Below are 17,079 nucleotides of genomic sequence, written 5' to 3'. Positions count from 1 at the left end.
GAGCCCCCCAATGACCCCCAAGCCCACGCTGCTGCTGATCGACGACGAGGAACGCATCCTGCGCTCGCTGGCGATGCTGTTCCGCGGCGACTACCGCCTGCACACCACCACCGACCCGCACGAGGCCCTGGCGATCATCGGGCGCGAGCCGGTGCACGTCATCGTCAGCGACCAGCGCATGCCGATCATGCGCGGCGCCGAGCTGCTGCGGCAGGTGCGCGAGAAGTCGCCCAACACCATGCGCCTGCTGCTGACCGGCTATTCCGAGCTGGAAGCCGTGGTGGCCTCGGTCAACGAGGGCGAGATCTTCCGCTTCATCAACAAGCCCTGGGACGCTGCCGAGCTGCGCGACACGGTGCGCCAGGCCGCGGACATCTCGCGCTCGCTGATGGCCGCCGGCCCCGTGGCCCCGCCGCAACCCTTGTTCACCGAGACCGGCAGCTTCGTGGCACCGGCCCTGGTGAAGCCTTCCGAAACCCTGCTGGTGATCGACGACGACGCCGAGGTGGTGCAGGCGGTGCAGGAGATCGTCGGTCCGTCGATGGCCGTGTTGTGGGCACAGACGCTGGACCAGGCCATGACCGCGATCGAGCAGCACGAAATCGCGGTGATCGTCTCGGAACTGGTGGTGAAGCGGGAGACCGTGACGCCGCTGCTGAAACTGCTCAAGGCACACCATCCCGAAGTGGTGACCGTGGTGCTGACGCCGTTCCAGGACGTCAGCGTCTTCATCGGCCTGATCAACCAGGGCCAGGTCTTCCGCCTGCTGCCCAAGCCGGTGCGCCGCGGCCCGCTGGGCATGAACATCGCTTCCGCCCTGCGCCACCATCGCGCCCTGCGCGATGCGCCGAAGCTGCGGGTCGCCTACCAGGTCGAAAAGATCAGGCAACCGGAAGAGGCCACTGGCAGCGTCGCCAACCGCGTCATGGGCCTGCTGTCGCGCATCCGCGGCCGCACCGCGGCCAGCCCGGGCGCCTGACCTCCCTGTCCGTCCCCCGTTAGGGCCTGTTAACGCCACCGCAGTCGCTGCGACGGAGGTCGCCTGGGTGCAGGGCTATGCCCCGAGGCGCGCCGTGTACTAGATGTACATCAGCGACTCGGGGCGACGCCCTGCGCCCAGGCGGCCCCGCCCTTCGGGTGCCCCCGTCTTTGCCGCCATGCCGTGTTGCTCGTCAGTCTCTTATTCCCGATAAGCGACCTCCTCGCGCCTTGCCTGGCGGCAAATACGGGGGTATCGCAGCGACTGCGGTGGCGTTAACAGGCCCTAGGGGTCGTCCGACCCGGCCGGCATGCTAGAGTCGGCGCACCCGATTTCCAGGAGCGTCGCAGATGGTCCACCCGATGCGTGCAGCGCTGTTCGCGCTGCTCAGCCTTTCCAGCCTTGCCGCAGCAGCCCAGGAAGCCCCCGCGGCCCTGTGCCGGGCGTATGACAACGGCCAGTGGCAGACGCTGGGCCGGGGCTCGCTGGAGTCCTGCCTGAAGGCCGTGGACCGGTCTGTGTCCAGCTTCAACAGCCAGGGCTTCAAGTTCGGCCTGGCCGGCCGCCAGCTGCTGTCCGCCGACAACAACTATTTCTACCGCTCCGAGGATGCCGGCCGCAGCTGGAGCGCCTTCGGCTACCGCGCCGCGGTCAAGTCCATCCTCGACGCCGCCCCGGCCCTGCAGCCGGCGGCCCTGCCGGTGGCTGCTGCCGCCGAGGTACTGCCGCCGCCGGCCACGGTCCCGGAGACCGAGCAGCGCAGCTGCAGCGTCTACGGCGAAGGCGCCTGGAAGACCGTCGGCAGCCTGCCGCTGCCGGCCTGCGGCGATGCCCTGGACAAGACCGCGAACCAGTACGACGACACCGGCTACAAGTACGGCTACTGGGGCAAGCTCTACCTGGCCGCCGACGTCAAGAACATCCTCACCTCCGACAACGGCGAAGACTGGACGCCGCTGCGCCCCCGTTAAGGACTCCCGCCATGCCTGCCCTGCCGCGCCTGCTGCTGATCGCCGCCCTGCTCGCCGGCTGCTCACGCGGCGCGGAAGCGCCGGCGCCGGCCGAACCCGCGCCGGCCGGCCCCTCGGCCCCGCCCGCCAACCTGGTGATCGAGGAGCCGCCGACACCGCAGCAGATGACCATGCTCTACAAGTGCGAGGGCGACGCCCAGGTCACGCTGGCGATGCTGGATGCCGAATCGCAGAAGATCGCCCTGACCCTGCCCGGCGAACCCGCCGTGGAACTGAGCCAGGCCGAGTCGGCCTCCGGCGCCAAGTACAGCAACGACAAGCTGGTGTTCTGGGGCAAGGGCGACGAAGCGACCATCGAGCGTGATGGCAAGCCGGTGTTCAGCGGTTGCAAGCTGCAGGCGGCGGCGGGCTAGACGTTCATTGGTGGGAGCGCATATGAGTGCTTCCCTCGAAGGCCGCTGCCTCTGCGGCGCCCTCCGCTACCGCATCACCCTGCCGGTCATCGACGCCGGTTACTGCCACTGCCGCCTGTGCCAGCGCTCCGCCGGTGCCCCGGTGCTGGCCTGGCTGACCGTGCCGATGGCGCAGTTCGCCTGGCTCGCCGGCACGCCCGTCGTGTTCCATTCCAGCGAGCACAGCCAGCGCGAGTTCTGCGGCGCCTGCGGCACGCAGTTGCTGTTCCGCCGCAGCGCCGATCCGCAGACCGTGGACGTCACCATCGCCAGCCTGGACGACCCGGAACAGTTGCCGCCGCAGTACCACATCTGGCGCCAGAGCCGGATCGGCTGGTTCGAGACCGCCGACTCACTGCCGCGCCATGAGGACTCCGGCCCGGACCGCTGAGCGCGCTCAGCGCGCCTTGATCCACACCGGGCTGGTATAGGCCACCGACTCGCCCGCGGCGTTCTCGATGCGGGCGTAGTACCAGCGCTCCGTGGCCGACACCGGCTGCCTGTAGTCGAGGCTGGAACCGGTGCTGCGCGCCAACGGCTCGCCGGCCTTGTCGAAAAGCGCGATGCGGCCGTCGTAGCTGCCGCCGTCACGGCGTCGCACAGCGACATGCAGCGGCACGCTGGTACCGGCCCCGCAACTCAGGCGCGAACCCATCGGGTGCCCCTCGGCGAGGAAATCCACCACCACGTCCTCGCCCCCGACCACGGCGTACATGCGCCGCGCCAGCATCGCGTCCTTCATCGTGGCGGACGCGAGGTCCGGCGCCAGGATCACGGTCTTGGGCAGCTCGGCATTCGCCCAGTTCGTACCGTGCTCATCCTCGCCGCTCACCGCGCCCACATGCCAGCCGTTGTCCAGCGCCAGCGCATACCAGTCGGCGTAGTAGTCGCGGCGGCCGCCGCTGTTGTACAGCTCCATGCCGACCATGCGCTCGTCGGCCTGCGGCACGTGGCGCAGCATCCACCAGTTGCGGCCGGGGTCGAAGTCGCCCAGGGTCTTGTCGTCGGGATGGTTGAAGACCGCGACGCTGTCGTCGCCACCACCGAGCAGCAGCGTGTCCGGCGAGCGCGTGAACCAGCTCCAGAACGACTCCATCGTCAGCAGGTAGCCGCCGTCGGTCTTGGCATTGGTCTGGTCCTTGCCGAAGAAGACGTTGATGTGGCCGAAGCGATCCGAGGTCCACTCGAAGCCGCGGAAGGCCAGGAAGTCCGCATCGCTGGCCGCCTCCGACTGCTTCCCGATCGAGTTCCACTTGTTGAGCTCATCGACACTGGGCGTCAGGCAGGTCAGCAGGCCGTCCGGCGTACTGAAGCAATCGTTGCCCAAGGAAATGAACACCAGCGGATCGAGGCTGTCGGAGTGCTCGCTGCCCCCCATGAAGTCCAGACCAGCCGTCTTGGCGGCCGCGTAGTAGTCGGCGGGAATCGAGTGGATGTCGCCGTCGGAGTAGGAGCTGTGCTCGTGCAGCGCACCGCGGTAGTGGCGCAGGGACGCGACCGCCGGCCCGGTGTAGGCATCGCAGGCCTTGGCGGCTCCGGGAGTGCCGGTATCCGGATTGCCGGCGTCGGGATCGGAACCGGTGCAGGCACCCAGTATCAGCAGCAGGGCCAGGGCGGAAAGGCGCGACAGGACGTGGGTCATGGAAAGGCGGGTTGTCCGTAAAAGCGGAAGCATGCCCGCACCGGGCTGCGGCCAAGATGAAAATTTCGCGTCAAGGCCATTTTTACTAGCCGGCCGCGCTGGCGGCGCACCGGCTTTTGCTGCAAAACACTGACATACAAATCCGCCAGCCTGAGGGGCCCGACCGGGGCCCGGGGAACTCATGAGCAAGCCACAAGACGATGCCATCGACGCTTCACGCCGCCGCCTGCTGGCCGGCCTGGCCGCCGCACCCGCGCTGGGACTGTCCGCTTGCAGCAGCAGCGACGCCACCGACCCGGGAGCGGCGGCGCCCACCGCGCCACTGCCGGCCCCGGAGGACTCGGGCATCGACCACGTCGTGGTGGTGATGATGGAGAACCGCTCCTTCGACCACATGTTGGGCTGGGTGCCCGGTGCCGACGGCCGCCAGGCCGGGCTGAAGTTCCCGGACAAGGCCGGGCGCCAGATCGACAGCTTCCACCTCGCCTCGCGCGAGGACTACGGCTACCAGGGCTGCGGCAAGGAAGACCCGAACCACGGCTACGACGGCGGGCGCAAGCATCTCAACAACGGCAAGATGAACGGCTGGCTGGACACCATCGGCGACACGGCCGTCGACACCGACCATTTCCCGATCGGCTACTACGAAGCCGACGACCTGCCCTTCTACAAGGGCGCGGCCGAACACTTCACGATCTGCGACCGCTACTTCCACGGCATCCTGGCCTCGACCTACCCCAACCGCATCTACATGCACTCGGGCGAGACCGACCGCCGTTCCAACGACTTCACGATCTCGCAGCTGCCGACGATCTGGAGCCGCCTCGCCGACAAGGGCCACAGCGGCCTCTACTACTTCAACGACCTGCCGCTGACCGCGCTGTGGGGCACGAAACACCTGCTGATCTCGCGACCCGCCGCCACCTTCTACACCGATGCGGCACTGGGCCTGCTGCCCGAGGTCAGCTACGTCGACCCGCGCTTCCTGATGGAATCGCCGGATGGCGCCTCCAACGACGATCACCCGCAGGCCGACGTGCGCAACGGCCAGGCCTTCCTCGATGGCATCTACCGCGCGCTGCGCGACGGCCCGAAGTGGGAGCGCACGCTGATGGTCATCTGCTACGACGAGTGGGGCGGTTTCTACGATCACGTCGTGCCGCCCACCGGGCCGGTCACGGCCAACGAGGCACAGCTGCCGAACGACGGCCGCCTGGGTTTCCGCACGCCCTGCGTGCTGATCGGCCCGCGCGCGCGCAAGGGCCACGTCAGCCACCTGCAGCTCGACGTGAACTCGATCCTCAATTTCATCTGCTGGCGCTTCGGCCTGGACAAGCTCGGCGCACGCGGCGACTGGTCGATGAACCTGGCGCATGCGCTGGACTTCGGCAGCGCGCCGCGCACGGACAAGCCGGAATTCCCCGTGCCCGCCGGCCCCTTCGGCGCCAACTGCAGCAACGGCCTGCCGGTGATCCTGCCCAATGGCGGCCTCACCGAACTGCTCGGCTCGCTGACCAGCGCCGACATCAAGCAGGCCCAGCACAACCTGGAGTGGCTGGGGCTGCGGGACCTGGCGAAGGCCAATGGTTTCGCGGTGCGCTAGAAGCAATACATTGGACTCGTAGGAGCGGCTGTTAGCCGCGAGCGCCGGTAGACATGATCACCGGTGTTCGCGGCTAACAGCCGCTCCTACGCCGCTCTCTGAATGAAGCGGTGCGCGCGCTTCACTCCGCCGCGCAAGCCTCGAAGGCCTGTGCCGCACTCCCCGCCGCCTCGATCGTCGCCCGATCGCAATAGGCAACCTTCGGCAGGTACTCGCCCATCACCTCCACCGGCGGCGTGCCGTAGGGAATGTTCTGCACCGCCTGCGCGAAATGCGGCGAGGGCAGCATGTGGCGGTAGATCAGCACCGAGTCCGGGTAGACCGAGCCCCAGGGCAGCCAGGCGATGGCCTTGGCATCGGTCGCGTTCGACGGCCGCTGCGCCGGGTCCGACACCACCAGGGTGAAGTAGCCCTGCGCATCCACCGGCACCTCGTAGTCCGACAGGCAGTCGACGTAGCGCTGGCTGACGAACTCGTTGGTGCACAGCGACCAGTAGCGCAGCTGCGCACTGCCCAGCGGCGCATCCGACGGCCGCAGCGCGTGACTGGGCGCGCGGGCGCGCACGATGTACAGCGAGCCCTGGTCGCGGCTGGCCATGCTGGTGACGTAGGCGTTGTCGACGTTGCTGAGGAAGCCGCCGCCGGTATCGGCGCCGGTGATCGCGCCCAGCGGCAGCGGGAAACCCACGGCGTTGCTGACCAGCTGGCGCAGCGCTTCCGGCAAGCCATAGAAGCGCAGCACCTGCGGCTCCTTCGGTGCCAGCGGGAACGGCAGGGGCAGCGGGTTGCTGCTGTCGCGGATGACGCCGTTGACCAGGCCCGGCAGGCCCTCCGGCGGCAGCGGGTTGCAGCTCTCCAGCGCTATTGGTGTTGCCGTGCCGCCGGCCGTCTCCAGCGTCAGCTTCGGCAGCGGCACGCCGCCGCTGCGGCTGCCCTCGGCGAGATAGACGCGGTAGATCAGCAGCCACAGCGGGTTCGGCAGGTCGGCGCGGTTCAGCAGGTCGATGCTGCCGGCGTAGAGCGTGTTCGGCTCGCGCGGCTCCGGCACCATGCCCGGCTTCAGGTAGGCGACGTAGCGTCCACCGGCGGCGTCTGCACTACGGTAGGGATTGCCGCCCGCGGCCGGATCGAGCTGGTAGTCGGTGATGGCATCGGTAGGACGCAACGCCGGGTCGTAGGCGTTGTAGGAGAAGTAGCGCGAACGCGGGTACTCGCCCTCGATGCGCAGGCGCGTGCCCGGCAGCGCCGGCAAGGCCGCCACCCAGTAGGTCGCGGCCTCGTCGGGAAAGGCGATGTTCAGCAGGTCGGGATCGCTGCGCAGCAGCCAGCTGCAGTTCAGCGCCAGCGCCTGGGTCTCGGGCGTGGGCTCGGGTACCGGTGCGGGCGCGGCCGTGTCCGGCGCACTGCTGCCGCCGCAGGCGGCCAGCAGCAGCGCCAGGGAAAGCGTGGCGTAGCGCAACATCAGTGCCCCTGCTCCATCGGCTCGAACATCTTCATGAACTTCGCGAAGTCGAGCTTGCCGCCCTTGGTCACCTCGAAATCGCGCATCAGGCTCACCGCCGGGTTGCGCAGCCTGGCCAGCATTTCCTTGAAGGCCTGTCCGGACACACGCACCACGATATCGGCGTCGTCGCGCAGTTCCGGCACCACCTCGCTGACCCCGCGCCGCACGATGTAGGTGTAGCGCTCGGAACTGTCGGTGAACTCGAAGGCCACCGAGGTCGTCACCTCGGCCGAGGCCTCGGGATTCAGGTTGATCGCCAGCGCATCGAAGAAGCGGTGCAGCGGCAGCTGCGCCAGCATGTCCGGCGTGGGCTGCATGATGCGGCCCGGCAGCTTGAACTCGCCGGCCAGCTCGCGCGCCGTCATCAGGTACCAGTGGCGCGCATTGGGATTGGCCTCGCGCTCGCCCAGTGCACGCAGGGCCTTGATGCGCAGCTGCTTCGCCTCGCCGGCATCCGGCTGCGCCCGGAGCAGGTAGTCGGTGAGCTGCAGCACCCACTGCGATTCGCCGCGCGCGTCCGCGTCCTTCGCCTGCTTGAGCATCGCCTCGGCACCACCCGCCAGGGCGATCATCTTCTGCGCTTCTTCCTCCGGCGCCAGCGGCTGCAGGTTCGTCGGGTTGCCGTCGAACCAGCCGAGGTTGCCGCTGTAGATGCTGCGCGCCGACCAGCCCGGCTTGCCGTAGAACTCCTGCAGGAAGGGGGAAGCCGCAAGGCCCGGCGGCAGCTTGATGCGCGGCGCGATCTCGTCGGGCGTGTAGCCGAGGTTGATCAGGCGCAGCGTCTGGTCGTTGACGTAGCGGATGCCGTCGCGATACGTGGTGAGGATGTCGTGGATCTGCTGCTCGCCCTGCAGCGGCCGCGTGTGGCTGGGCACCAGCACCGCCGGCTTGAGCGCGCGCATCTTGTCCAGCGAGTCCGCCCACAGCCGCGGATCGCGATAGGTGGTGCCGCGGATCGTGTAGAGATTGGGGAAGGTACGGTAGAGGTTGTCGCCCGGCAGCAGTACGCGCTGTTTCGGCAGCCAGACGAACAGCTGGTCGGTGGTTTCGCCCGGCGCATGCACCAGCTCGAAGTCGATGCCGGCAATGCTTTCCTTCAGCGACTCGCCGAACAGCTTGTTCGGCCGCAGGATGTCGACCACGCTGCCCTCGTGCATCTCCAGGCCGGGCCCCAGGCCGACGTTGACCATTTCCTCCGGCGGCAGCAGCGGGCCGTACATGCGCAGGGAGCGCCGCGTGATCGCCTCCTGCAGTTCGAAGGTGGTGCGATCCATGTTGCGGATCACCTCGTTCTGCGCGTACACCGGGATGTCGGTGGCACCGCCGGTGAAGACGCGCGCGCCGCCGATGTGGTCGGGGTGCGAGTGCGTGTAGACCAGCGCCTTGACCGGCTTGTCGGTGATCTTGCGGAACTCCGCCAGCACCGCCCTGGCGGTGGCCTCGTCCTCCATCGTGTCGACGATGATGATGCCGTCGTCGCCGACCAGCATGATCGAGTTGGCGATGCCGTAGCCCACCGCCACGTAGACTCCCTCGGCGGCCTGGATCACCTCCTTGCGGAACTCGGCGCTGTGCGCGCTCAGCGCGGCCGGGGTGGCCACGGGCGCCGCCGGGGCGGCGGCCTTGTCCTTGCAGGCGGACAGCAGGGCCAGCAGGCCGGCGGCAGCCAGGGCAGCAGTGGGACGGGTCATTCGGGTCTCCTCCAGATATTTGCCCCAGCTTAAGCAGTGCCCCGCTTGCAGGACTGGTCCGTTTGGGACAGTGTTTTCGGCAGTCCCCGCCACCCGCCCCCTGCCCTTGCCGGAACCGACCACCATCGCCAGTTGGGCTGCCGCCATCGCCCGCGCCCTGCAAGCCCGCGGCTGCGACGCCCCGGCCCTGTTCGCGCAGGCCGGCCTGGACTATGCCCGCCGCGAGGAGCCGGAGGCGCGTTATCCCCTGCGCGGCATGACCCGTCTCTGGGACCTGGCCAGGGCCGCCACCGGCGACCCGGCCTTTGCCCTGGAACTGCCGCGCCACGTGCAGCCCGGAACCTTGCATGCCCTGGGCCTGGCCCTGCGCGTCAGCCCCAGCCTGCAGGACGGCCTGCTGCGCCTGGCGCGCTACTCGCGCATCGTCAGCGATGCCGTCGACATAGCCCTGGAACAGGAGCCGGGCCGCATGTCCCTGGTGTTCAGGCCGCCACACCACGATGTGCCGCTGGCCGACGCCGCCGTGGAAGCCTTCATGGCCACGACCGTACAACTGGGCCGCAGCCTGGCTGGCCAGGACAACGCCTTGCTGGCCTGCGAGTTCCGCCACACCCCGGCCGGCCTCGGCCCTTACGAGCGCTGGTTCGGCTGCCTGGTGCGCGCCGGCCAGCCGCAGAACCGCCTAGTCTTCGACCTGGCCCTGCTGCAGGCACCCCTGCCCGGCGCCGACCCGCAGCAGCTGCGCCAGTACGATGCCGCTGCCTCCGCCTACCTGGGACGCTTCGATGCCCAGCCGGTCTCGCAGCGCGTACGCGAGCACCTGGTGCGGCAGCTGCCTGCCGGCGAACCCACGCGCGAAGCCGTGGCCGCCGCCCTGAAGCTGACGCCGCGCACGCTGCTGCGCCGCCTCGCGGCGGAGAACGCCACCTATAAGGAATTGTTGAATGACACGCGCCGTGAACTGGCGCTGTCCTACCTGAGGCAGGGGCGCAGCGCGGCGGAAGTGACCTGGCTGCTGGGGTTTGCCGACCCGAGCAATTTCGCGCGGGCGTTCAGGCGGTGGACGGGGGTGGCGCCGGCGCAGTGGCAGCAGGCGCAACGAACTGTGGCGAGGTGAGTAGTGAACAAGTACCTCGCCCTTGGGCGAAACAAACCTCCAGAGATCTGCGGCTCCTGACCGGCGTAGTCGCCGGCATTCCCGCTTGGGCTTCCACTCGAAAGCTCGCGCCCCTCACCCTAGCCCTCTCCCCGTGAACGGGGAGAGGGAACCAAGAGGGGCGTCCCTCGATACGCCGCTTCGCGGCACTCGGGATGAACGGTTCAGTGGGCACTCAATAAAAAACCCGGCTTCGCTACGCGAAACCGGGCTACGTATCTGGCAGGGAACGGCGGCAAATTCAAGTCTTCGGCAACGTCACACCCTGCTGCCCCATGTACTTGCCACCGCGATCCGCGTACGACGTCTCGCAGACCTCGTCGGATTCGAAGAACAGCATCTGTGCCACACCCTCGTTGGCGTAGATCTTCGCCGGCAGCGGCGTCGTGTTGGAGAACTCCAGCGTCACGTGGCCTTCCCACTCCGGCTCCAGCGGCGTCACGTTGACGATGATGCCGCAGCGCGCGTAGGTGCTCTTGCCCAGGCACACCACCAGCGTGCTGCGCGGGATGCGGAAGAACTCCACCGTCCGCGCCAGCACGAAGGAATTGGGCGGAATGATGCAGACGTCCGACTTCACGTCGACGAAGCTCTTCGGGTCGAAGGCCTTCGGGTCCACGATCGTGGAGTTGATGTTGGTGAAGATCTTGAACTCGTCGGCGCAGCGCACGTCGTAGCCGTAGCTGGACACGCCGTAGGAGACGATCTTGTGGCCGTCGGCGGCATGGCGCACCTGCTGCGGCGCGAACGGCTCGATCATGCCCTGCTCCGCCATGCGGCGGATCCACTTGTCGGATTTGATGCTCATCGGTTCAGGATTCTCGCGTCTTCGACCCACATCAGCTCACAGGCGCCGGCACCGGTGTCGGTGCGCTTCAGCGAACTGTTCCAGTGCCACCCGTCCGCCGCAGTGGCATTCACCAGCCTGCCGGACAACTCGATCAATTGCCCGGGGCGCATCTTGTCCAGCAGGCCGCTCACCCGCCTGTCCGCAGGGATCAGGTGCGTGTTGGCGGCGTGATCGAAAATCTCGCCCTCCGGAATCGGCGGCTGGTCCGGCCAGCGCACCCAGAAGAAACGGCCGGACTGCGAGATCTCGATCGCGTCCAGCACCGTGGAATCCGACATCGGCCCCCAGCCCAGCGCAAAGTCCAGCGGCGACAGCTCTGACTCCCGGCCGCTGCCATAGCTCTCCCGGCTGAGCAGGCGCGCCTGGATGCGATAGCTCGCCTGTGGCTTGAGCAGGTATCCCTGGTGCTCGAAGGCGCGTGAATCGGCGCCGTCCAGCGAGTCCTGCCGCGGCTCGCCACGCACCAGGATGCCGGGCCGCTGCTCCAGCTGCCGGTGCTGCCAGGATCGCCATGCGCCGAACGCGCAGGCAATGACCATCAGCCAGATCCATAATCCGCGCAAGACCCGGCCTCAGTCGTCGGTGACTTCGATGGTCGGGAAGGCGTCGTCGGCCGTGCCGTAGGCCAGGCCCGCGGCGGCGCGGCGCGCGATGTCGCGGTACAGCTGCGACAGGTCCGACTCCGGGTCCGCCGCAACGGTCGGCGTGCCGCTGTCGGCCTGCTGGCGGATGCGCATGTCCAGCGGCAGGCGGCCCAGCAGCTCCACGCCGTAATCCTGCGCCATGCGCGCGCCGCCGCCCTCGCCGAAGACCGGCGTGTTGTGGCCGCAGTTGGGGCAGCAGAACACGCTCATGTTCTCCACCACGCCCAGCACCGGGACGCCGACCTTGCGGAACATCTGCAGGCCCTTCCTGGCGTCCAGCAGGGCGATGTCCTGCGGCGTGGTGACGATCACCGCGCCGCTGACCGGCACGCGCTGCGACAGCGACAGCTGGATGTCGCCGGTGCCCGGCGGCAGGTCGATGACCAGGTAGTCCAGGTCGTCCCAGCGGGTTTCGGTGAGCAGCTGGTTCAGCGCCTGGATGATCATCGGACCGCGCCAGATCATCGGCTGGTCGTCCTGCGGGATCAGGAAGCCGATGCTCATGGCCTGCAGGCCGTGGGCCACGATCGGGTACATATGCTTGCCGTCCGGCGACTGCGGGCGATCGCGGCTGCCCAGCATCAGCGGCTGGCTGGGGCCATAGATGTCGGCGTCGAGGATGCCCACGCGGGCACCTTCGGCCTGCAGCGCCAGCGCCAGGTTGACCGCGACCGTGGACTTGCCGACGCCACCCTTGCCGCTGGCCACGGCGATGATGTTGCGGATGCCCGCCATCGGCTGCAGGTTCTTCTGCACCGCCTGCGACAGGATCTTCCAGCTGATGCGCACCTCGGGCTCCACCCCCAGGGCCTTCTTCACCTCGCCCCGCACCGCCGCCGCCAGCGACTCGCGCAGGCCGGCGGCGGGAAAGCCGATTTCCAGGTCGATGGCCGGCTGGCGGCCGGCCTCGATGCGCCGCACGGCGCCGGCGGCCATCAGGCTGCGCCCGATCAGGGGGTGGACGTAGCGGTCCAGGACCGCGGCGATGGCGTCGGGAGTGAGGGTGCTCATGGGGCGGCGAGTTTAGCAGTCCCCCGCCTCGCCATGAAAAAGCCCGGCGCGGGGCCGGGCTTCGAAACGGCTAGTCGCGATCGTGCCTGTCGCGGTCGCGCTTGTCATGCTTGTGCTTGTGGCCCTTGCCATGGCGCCGGTCATCGTCGTAGCGATGTTCCACCACCACCTTGCGCGGACGGTCGTGGTAGTGGTGCTCGACCACCACCGGGCGCCGATCACGGTAATGGTGCTCCACCACGCGCGGACCACGGCCGTAGTGCTCCACCACGTAGTCGTGCCGGCGATAGGGACGATCCTCATCCAGGTCCACCCAGACACCGTTGCGGGTGTACTGCTGGTAGATCACCGGCAGGCTGGCGCCAAAGCGCCAGGCGCCACCGTCCAGCCAGAACCAGGTGGTACTGGCCGGCTCGTAGTAGACCTCGCGGACCGGGTAGTACATGTAGCGATGCTTGGCGCGGTAGCCATGGGCCGGCGCCCAGTCCGGCGGATCGGCGAAGGCCGCCTCCAGGGGCAGCAGGCTGGCGCCTAGGGCGAGCAGCAGGGGAGCGAGCAGTTTGCGGGTCATGGGGGCCTCCGGTGTGGCTCTTTGCAGGACTGGAATCCAGCTTAGGCCTCCCCGATGAATTGGGACTGAACTGTCCGCGGGCTTGCCGCAGATGCGATAATCCCAGTCCGTACAACCACCTGCCCGCCCATGAGCCGCCAGATCCTGGTCACCAACGCCCTTCCCTACGCCAACGGCCCGATCCACCTGGGCCACATGGTCGGCTACATCCAGGCCGACATCTGGGTGCGCTACCAGCGGCTGCAGGGACACGAGGTGCACTACGTCTGCGCCGACGACGCCCATGGCACGCCGATCATGCTGGCGGCGGAAAAGGCCGGCATGACGCCGGAAGCCTTCATCGCCGGCATCAAGACCGAGCACGAACGCGACTTCCGCGAGTTCGGCGTGAATTTCGACCTCTACCACTCCACGCACTCGCCCGAGAACGAGGAGCTGGCCGGGCTGATCTACACACGCCTGAAGCAGGGCGGCGCCATCGCCAGCCGCACGATCCAGCAGCTCTACGACCCGGTGAAGGAGATGTTCCTGCCGGACCGCTACATCAAGGGCGAATGCCCGCGCTGCGGCACGGCCGACCAGTACGGCGACAACTGCGAGAACTGCGGCGCCGCCTACGCCCCCACCGACCTGAAGAACCCGCGCTCCGTGGTCTCCGGCGCCACGCCGGTGATGAAGGACTCCGAGCACTACTTCTTCGAGTTGCCGCGCTTCCAGGCTTTCCTGCAGGACTGGCTGGCGGGCGAGGTCGCGCACTCCTCGATCCGCGCCAAGCTGCAGGAATGGTTCGACGGCGGCCTGCGCGACTGGGACATTTCGCGCGACGCACCCTACTTCGGCTTCGCCATTCCCGGCGCGCCGGGCAAGTATTTCTACGTCTGGCTGGACGCGCCGATCGGCTACATGGCCGCGTTCCGCGCGCTCTGCGGCCAGCGCAAGCTGGACTTCGACCGCTACTGGGCCGCCGGCTCGCAGGCCGAGCTGCACCATTTCATCGGCAAGGACATCGTCAACTTCCACGGCCTGTTCTGGCCGGCGATGCTGCAGGGCTCGCAGCACCGCACGCCGACGCGCCTGCACGTCAACGGCTACCTCACGATCAACGGCGCCAAGATGTCGAAGTCGCGCGGCACCTTCATCCGCGGGCGCACCTACCTGAACCACCTGAACCCGGAATATCTGCGCTACTACTTCGCGGCCAAGCTCGGCGACGGGCCGGACGATCTTGACCTGAGCCTGGAGGACTTCACCAACCGGGTGAACAGCGATCTGGTCGGCAAGTACGTCAACATCGCCAGCCGCTGCGCCGGCTTCATCGAAAAGCTGTTCGGCGGCCGCCTGGCGGTGGCCATGCATGACCGCACGCTGTTCGAGGACTTCGCCGGCGAGGCCGCCAATCTTGCCAAGCTCTACGAGACGGGCGACTTCGCCGGCGCGATGCGCGAAATCATGCTGATGGCCGACGACGCCAACGGCGAGATCCAGAAGCTGGCACCCTGGACGCTGGCCAGGGACGAGGCGCAGCGCGAGCGCCTGCACCAGATCTGCACCAGCTTCATCAACCTGTTCCGCCAGCTGACGATCTACCTCAAGCCCGTGCTGCCCAACGTGGCGGCGCAGGTGGAGCAGTTCCTGCTGGCCGAGCACCCGCTGACCTGGGCCGATGCGCACAAGCCCCTGCTGGGCACCGACATCCGTCCCTACGCCGCCCTGATCACCCGCGTCGATCCCAAAGCCACCGAAGCCATGCTCGCCGAAGAAGCCGCCAGCACCGCCCCCGCGGACAAGAAGCCGGAAACCGCCGCTCCCGCCAAGGCCGCAGCCCCTGCGCCCGCCGCCACGGATGCCGCGCATATTGGCATCGAGGACTTCGGCAAGGTGGACCTGCGCATCGCGCGCATCGAGAACGCCGAGCACGTCGAGGGCGCCGACAAGCTGCTGAAACTGACGCTGGACCTGGGCCCCCTGGGCAAACGCCAGGTCTTCGCCGGCATCAAGTCGGCCTATGCGCCGGAACAGCTGGTGGGCAAGCTCACCGTCATGGTCGCCAACCTGGCACCGCGCAAGATGAAGTTCGGCATGTCCGAGGGCATGGTGCTGGCCGCCAGCCACGGCGACGGCAAGCCCTTCCTGCTGTGGCCGGACAGCGGGGCGGAGCCGGGGATGCGGATCAAGTAACGTTCAACTCCCTCTCCCGCTGGCGGGAGAGGGCTGGGGTGAGGGTGGAGCCTTCAAACGGCGGCAACGTGCGTGACCGCCGCCACACCACCCTCACCCTACCCTCTCCCGCCAGCGGGAGAGGGAAATGGCAAGCAAACTACGACCTGATGCCTACTCTCGCAACCCGCATCGACGCCCTGCTCCCGCAGACGCAATGCCAGCGCTGCGGCTACCCCGCCTGCCGGCCCTACGCCGATGCGGTGGCCGAAGGCACTGCCGACATCAACCAGTGCCCTCCGGGCGGCGACGAAGGCATCGCCGCACTTGCGGCGCTCACCGGCAAATCCATCAAGCCGATGAACCCCGTCAACGGCGCGCCGATCACCCAGGCTTACGTCGCCCTGATCGACGAGGCGGTCTGCATCGGCTGCACAAAGTGCATCCAGGTCTGTCCCACCGACGCCATCCTCGGCGCCAGCCAGCTGATGCACAGCGTGATCGCCGCCGAATGCAGCGGCTGCGAGCTGTGCCTCCCGGCCTGCCCGGTGGACTGCATCGTCATGGCCGCCGCACCAGATCTGTCCATGCCGGCACGTGCGCCGCAGTTCCGCCGCCGCTACGAGCAGCGCGAACGCCGCCTGGCACGGATCGCCGACCAGCGCCGCAGCGCCCACGAACAGCGCAAGACCCTGCTCAAGGCACGCGCCGCCGCCAGCGACCCCAGCGAAGCCCCCGCCCCAACGGACCCGGTGGCCCGGGCGCTGGCCGCCGCAAGAGCAAAGGCCGCCAAGCCGCAATGAACCCCGCCAAGCGACACCAGATCTTCTCGCGCCTGCGCGACGCCAACCCGGCACCCACCACCGAGCTGCACTACAGCACGCCGTTCGAACTGCTGGTCGCCGTGGTGCTGTCCGCGCAGGCCACCGACGTCGGCGTCAACAAGGCCACCGCCAGGCTGTTCCCCGTGGCCAACACGCCGGCCGCGATCCTCCAGCTGGGCGAGGACGGCCTGAAGCAGCACATCAAGACCATCGGGCTCTACCAGACCAAGGCGAAGAACGTCATCGGCCTGTGCCGGCAGTTGCTGGAACTGCACGGCGGCGAAGTGCCGCGCGAGCGCGATGCACTGGAAGCCCTGCCCGGCGTCGGCCGCAAGACCGCCAACGTGGTGATGAACACCGCCTTCGGCGAGGCCACGATCGCGGTGGACACGCATATCTTCCGTGTCTCCAACCGCACCGGCCTGGCCCCCGGCAAGAACGTGCGCCAGGTGGAGGACCGCCTGCTCAAGTTCACGCCGGAGGAATTCCGCCGCGACGCCCACCATTGGCTGATCCTGCACGGCCGCTACGTCTGCAAGGCGCTCAAGCCCGAGTGCATGCGCTGCGGCATCGTCGATCTCTGCGAATACAAACAGAAACGCCTGCCCCCGGAACTGAAATGACCCCCAACCCGAAGCCGCGCCTGCAGGCCCTGCCCATCATCGCCCTCACCGTCGGCCTGGGGCTGAGCGCCTACTACGGCGAAAAGTGGTACCTGCTGCCGCAGTACGGCGAGCAGGACCTGCGGGCCTCGGTGGAACTGAACCTGGCACTGGACCTGGAACGCCGCGGCCCGGCCCTGCAGCCCAGCCCGGAGGATCGCGAACGGCTGCGCCAGCAGATCCGCCAGGAGATCGAGGCGGACATCGCCCGTGAAAGGAAGGAAGCAACGCAAGGCCTGATCAGTGCGCTGCTGATGCTGCTGTTCGGCGGCGGCTACGTCGGCTACGTGCTGACAAAAAAAAGACACCCTTGAGGGTGCCTTTTTTTGCCAGAACCTCGCTTTCGAGTCCGGATGTCCGGG

17 protein-coding genes are annotated in these 17,079 nt (G+C 68.1%); 10 read left to right on the top strand and 7 right to left on the bottom strand.

Annotated features, from left to right (window positions below; genetic code table 11):
* The first annotated feature begins 10 nt into the window (after positions 1-10).
* The 4 genes from D0B54_RS07060 to D0B54_RS07045 all read left to right on the top strand — a co-directional run bounded on the left by D0B54_RS07060 (position 11) and on the right by D0B54_RS07045 (position 2,793).
* Positions 11-979 carry a response regulator gene (locus tag D0B54_RS07060; protein ID WP_117290515.1) on the top strand — a complete coding sequence of 323 codons (969 nt, stop codon included), beginning with the start codon at positions 11-13 and terminating at the stop codon, positions 977-979.
* Positions 980-1,329: 350 nt separating this feature from the next.
* Entirely contained in the window at positions 1,330-1,950 is a 621-nt protein-coding gene (locus D0B54_RS07055) for a hypothetical protein (protein WP_117290513.1), read from the top strand.
* An 11-nt stretch (positions 1,951-1,961) separates the two neighbouring features.
* Positions 1,962-2,363, top strand: a complete 402-nt coding sequence (locus D0B54_RS07050) for an MliC family protein (protein WP_117290511.1) — start codon at positions 1,962-1,964, stop codon at positions 2,361-2,363.
* A gap of 22 nt (positions 2,364-2,385) precedes the next feature.
* Positions 2,386-2,793, top strand: coding sequence for a GFA family protein (locus D0B54_RS07045; protein WP_117290509.1), 408 nt, complete (start codon positions 2,386-2,388; stop codon positions 2,791-2,793).
* Between the two features lie 6 nt (positions 2,794-2,799).
* On the opposite strand, the gene D0B54_RS07040 is transcribed toward D0B54_RS07045, so the two are convergent.
* Positions 2,800-4,044: a hypothetical protein gene (locus D0B54_RS07040; RefSeq protein ID WP_117290507.1), complete on the bottom strand. Its 1,245-nt coding sequence runs from the start codon at positions 4,042-4,044 to the stop codon at positions 2,800-2,802.
* A gap of 181 nt (positions 4,045-4,225) precedes the next feature.
* Between D0B54_RS07040 and D0B54_RS07035 the strand changes: the two genes are divergently transcribed.
* Positions 4,226-5,647, top strand: coding sequence for an alkaline phosphatase family protein (locus D0B54_RS07035; protein ID WP_117290505.1), 1,422 nt, complete (start codon positions 4,226-4,228; stop codon positions 5,645-5,647).
* Positions 5,648-5,768: 121 nt separating this feature from the next.
* Here D0B54_RS07035 and D0B54_RS07030 read toward each other — a convergent pair whose 3' ends face one another.
* A complete protein-coding gene (locus D0B54_RS07030; RefSeq protein WP_117290503.1) occupies positions 5,769-7,109 on the bottom strand; it encodes a hypothetical protein in 1,341 nt (446 codons plus the stop codon).
* A complete protein-coding gene (locus D0B54_RS07025) occupies positions 7,109-8,842 on the bottom strand; it encodes an alkyl sulfatase dimerization domain-containing protein (RefSeq protein ID WP_162932267.1) in 1,734 nt (577 codons plus the stop codon). The genes D0B54_RS07030 and D0B54_RS07025 overlap by 1 nt, the downstream gene beginning before the upstream one ends.
* A gap of 106 nt (positions 8,843-8,948) precedes the next feature.
* Between D0B54_RS07025 and D0B54_RS24205 the strand changes: the two genes are divergently transcribed.
* Entirely contained in the window at positions 8,949-9,959 is a 1,011-nt protein-coding gene (locus D0B54_RS24205) for an AraC family transcriptional regulator (RefSeq protein WP_162932266.1), read from the top strand.
* Between the two features lie 280 nt (positions 9,960-10,239).
* On the opposite strand, the gene dcd is transcribed toward D0B54_RS24205, so the two are convergent.
* From dcd to D0B54_RS07000, 4 genes are all read right to left on the bottom strand, one after another.
* Complete coding sequence (dcd, locus tag D0B54_RS07015; protein WP_117290499.1) at positions 10,240-10,806, bottom strand: dCTP deaminase; 567 nt, start codon at positions 10,804-10,806, stop codon at positions 10,240-10,242.
* A complete protein-coding gene (locus D0B54_RS07010; protein WP_117290497.1) occupies positions 10,803-11,387 on the bottom strand; it encodes a hypothetical protein in 585 nt (194 codons plus the stop codon). Before D0B54_RS07010 ends, dcd begins: the two co-directional genes overlap by 4 nt.
* A 33-nt stretch (positions 11,388-11,420) precedes the next feature.
* Positions 11,421-12,503, bottom strand: coding sequence for an iron-sulfur cluster carrier protein ApbC (gene apbC / locus D0B54_RS07005; protein ID WP_117290495.1), 1,083 nt, complete (start codon positions 12,501-12,503; stop codon positions 11,421-11,423).
* Between the two features lie 70 nt (positions 12,504-12,573).
* Positions 12,574-13,074, bottom strand: a complete 501-nt coding sequence (locus D0B54_RS07000) for a hypothetical protein (protein WP_117290493.1) — start codon at positions 13,072-13,074, stop codon at positions 12,574-12,576.
* 129 nt (positions 13,075-13,203) lie between these two features.
* Between D0B54_RS07000 and metG the strand changes: the two genes are divergently transcribed.
* From metG to D0B54_RS06980, 4 genes are all read left to right on the top strand, one after another.
* Positions 13,204-15,252: a methionine--tRNA ligase gene (gene metG / locus D0B54_RS06995; protein WP_117290491.1), complete on the top strand. Its 2,049-nt coding sequence runs from the start codon at positions 13,204-13,206 to the stop codon at positions 15,250-15,252.
* 149 nt (positions 15,253-15,401) lie between these two features.
* Entirely contained in the window at positions 15,402-16,034 is a 633-nt protein-coding gene (locus D0B54_RS06990; protein ID WP_117290489.1) for an RnfABCDGE type electron transport complex subunit B, read from the top strand.
* Positions 16,031-16,678 carry an endonuclease III gene (nth, locus tag D0B54_RS06985; protein WP_117290487.1) on the top strand — a complete coding sequence of 216 codons (648 nt, stop codon included), beginning with the start codon at positions 16,031-16,033 and terminating at the stop codon, positions 16,676-16,678. Before D0B54_RS06990 ends, nth begins: the two co-directional genes overlap by 4 nt.
* Positions 16,675-17,031 (top strand): hypothetical protein, encoded by a 357-nt coding sequence (locus D0B54_RS06980; RefSeq protein WP_117290485.1) that lies wholly within the window; start codon positions 16,675-16,677, stop codon positions 17,029-17,031. Before nth ends, D0B54_RS06980 begins: the two co-directional genes overlap by 4 nt.
* The last annotated feature ends 48 nt before the right edge of the window (positions 17,032-17,079 follow it).

Source organism: Solimonas sp. K1W22B-7 (assembly GCF_003428335.1).
GTDB lineage: Bacteria > Pseudomonadota > Gammaproteobacteria > Nevskiales > Nevskiaceae > Solimonas_A.
This window is presented reverse-complemented; position numbering and strand designations above follow the sequence as displayed.

Bases quoted from the DNA above. Each gene is read 5' to 3' on its own strand.
- D0B54_RS07060 (WP_117290515.1), top strand. From the start codon at position 11: ATGACCCCCAAGCCCACGCTGCTGCTGATCGACGACGAGGAACGCATC.
- D0B54_RS07055 (WP_117290513.1), top strand. From the start codon at position 1,330: ATGGTCCACCCGATGCGTGCAGCGCTGTTCGCGCTGCTCAGCCTTTCC.
- D0B54_RS07050 (WP_117290511.1), top strand. From the start codon at position 1,962: ATGCCTGCCCTGCCGCGCCTGCTGCTGATCGCCGCCCTGCTCGCCGGC.
- D0B54_RS07045 (WP_117290509.1), top strand. From the start codon at position 2,386: ATGAGTGCTTCCCTCGAAGGCCGCTGCCTCTGCGGCGCCCTCCGCTAC.
- D0B54_RS07040 (WP_117290507.1), bottom strand. From the start codon at position 4,044: ATGACCCACGTCCTGTCGCGCCTTTCCGCCCTGGCCCTGCTGCTGATA.
- D0B54_RS07035 (WP_117290505.1), top strand. From the start codon at position 4,226: ATGAGCAAGCCACAAGACGATGCCATCGACGCTTCACGCCGCCGCCTG.
- D0B54_RS07030 (WP_117290503.1), bottom strand. From the start codon at position 7,109: ATGTTGCGCTACGCCACGCTTTCCCTGGCGCTGCTGCTGGCCGCCTGC.
- D0B54_RS07025 (WP_162932267.1), bottom strand. From the start codon at position 8,842: ATGACCCGTCCCACTGCTGCCCTGGCTGCCGCCGGCCTGCTGGCCCTG.
- dcd (WP_117290499.1), bottom strand. From the start codon at position 10,806: ATGAGCATCAAATCCGACAAGTGGATCCGCCGCATGGCGGAGCAGGGC.
- D0B54_RS07010 (WP_117290497.1), bottom strand. From the start codon at position 11,387: ATGGTCATTGCCTGCGCGTTCGGCGCATGGCGATCCTGGCAGCACCGG.
- apbC (WP_117290495.1), bottom strand. From the start codon at position 12,503: ATGAGCACCCTCACTCCCGACGCCATCGCCGCGGTCCTGGACCGCTAC.
- D0B54_RS07000 (WP_117290493.1), bottom strand. From the start codon at position 13,074: ATGACCCGCAAACTGCTCGCTCCCCTGCTGCTCGCCCTAGGCGCCAGC.
- metG (WP_117290491.1), top strand. From the start codon at position 13,204: ATGAGCCGCCAGATCCTGGTCACCAACGCCCTTCCCTACGCCAACGGC.
- D0B54_RS06990 (WP_117290489.1), top strand. From the start codon at position 15,402: ATGCCTACTCTCGCAACCCGCATCGACGCCCTGCTCCCGCAGACGCAA.
- nth (WP_117290487.1), top strand. From the start codon at position 16,031: ATGAACCCCGCCAAGCGACACCAGATCTTCTCGCGCCTGCGCGACGCC.
- D0B54_RS06980 (WP_117290485.1), top strand. From the start codon at position 16,675: ATGACCCCCAACCCGAAGCCGCGCCTGCAGGCCCTGCCCATCATCGCC.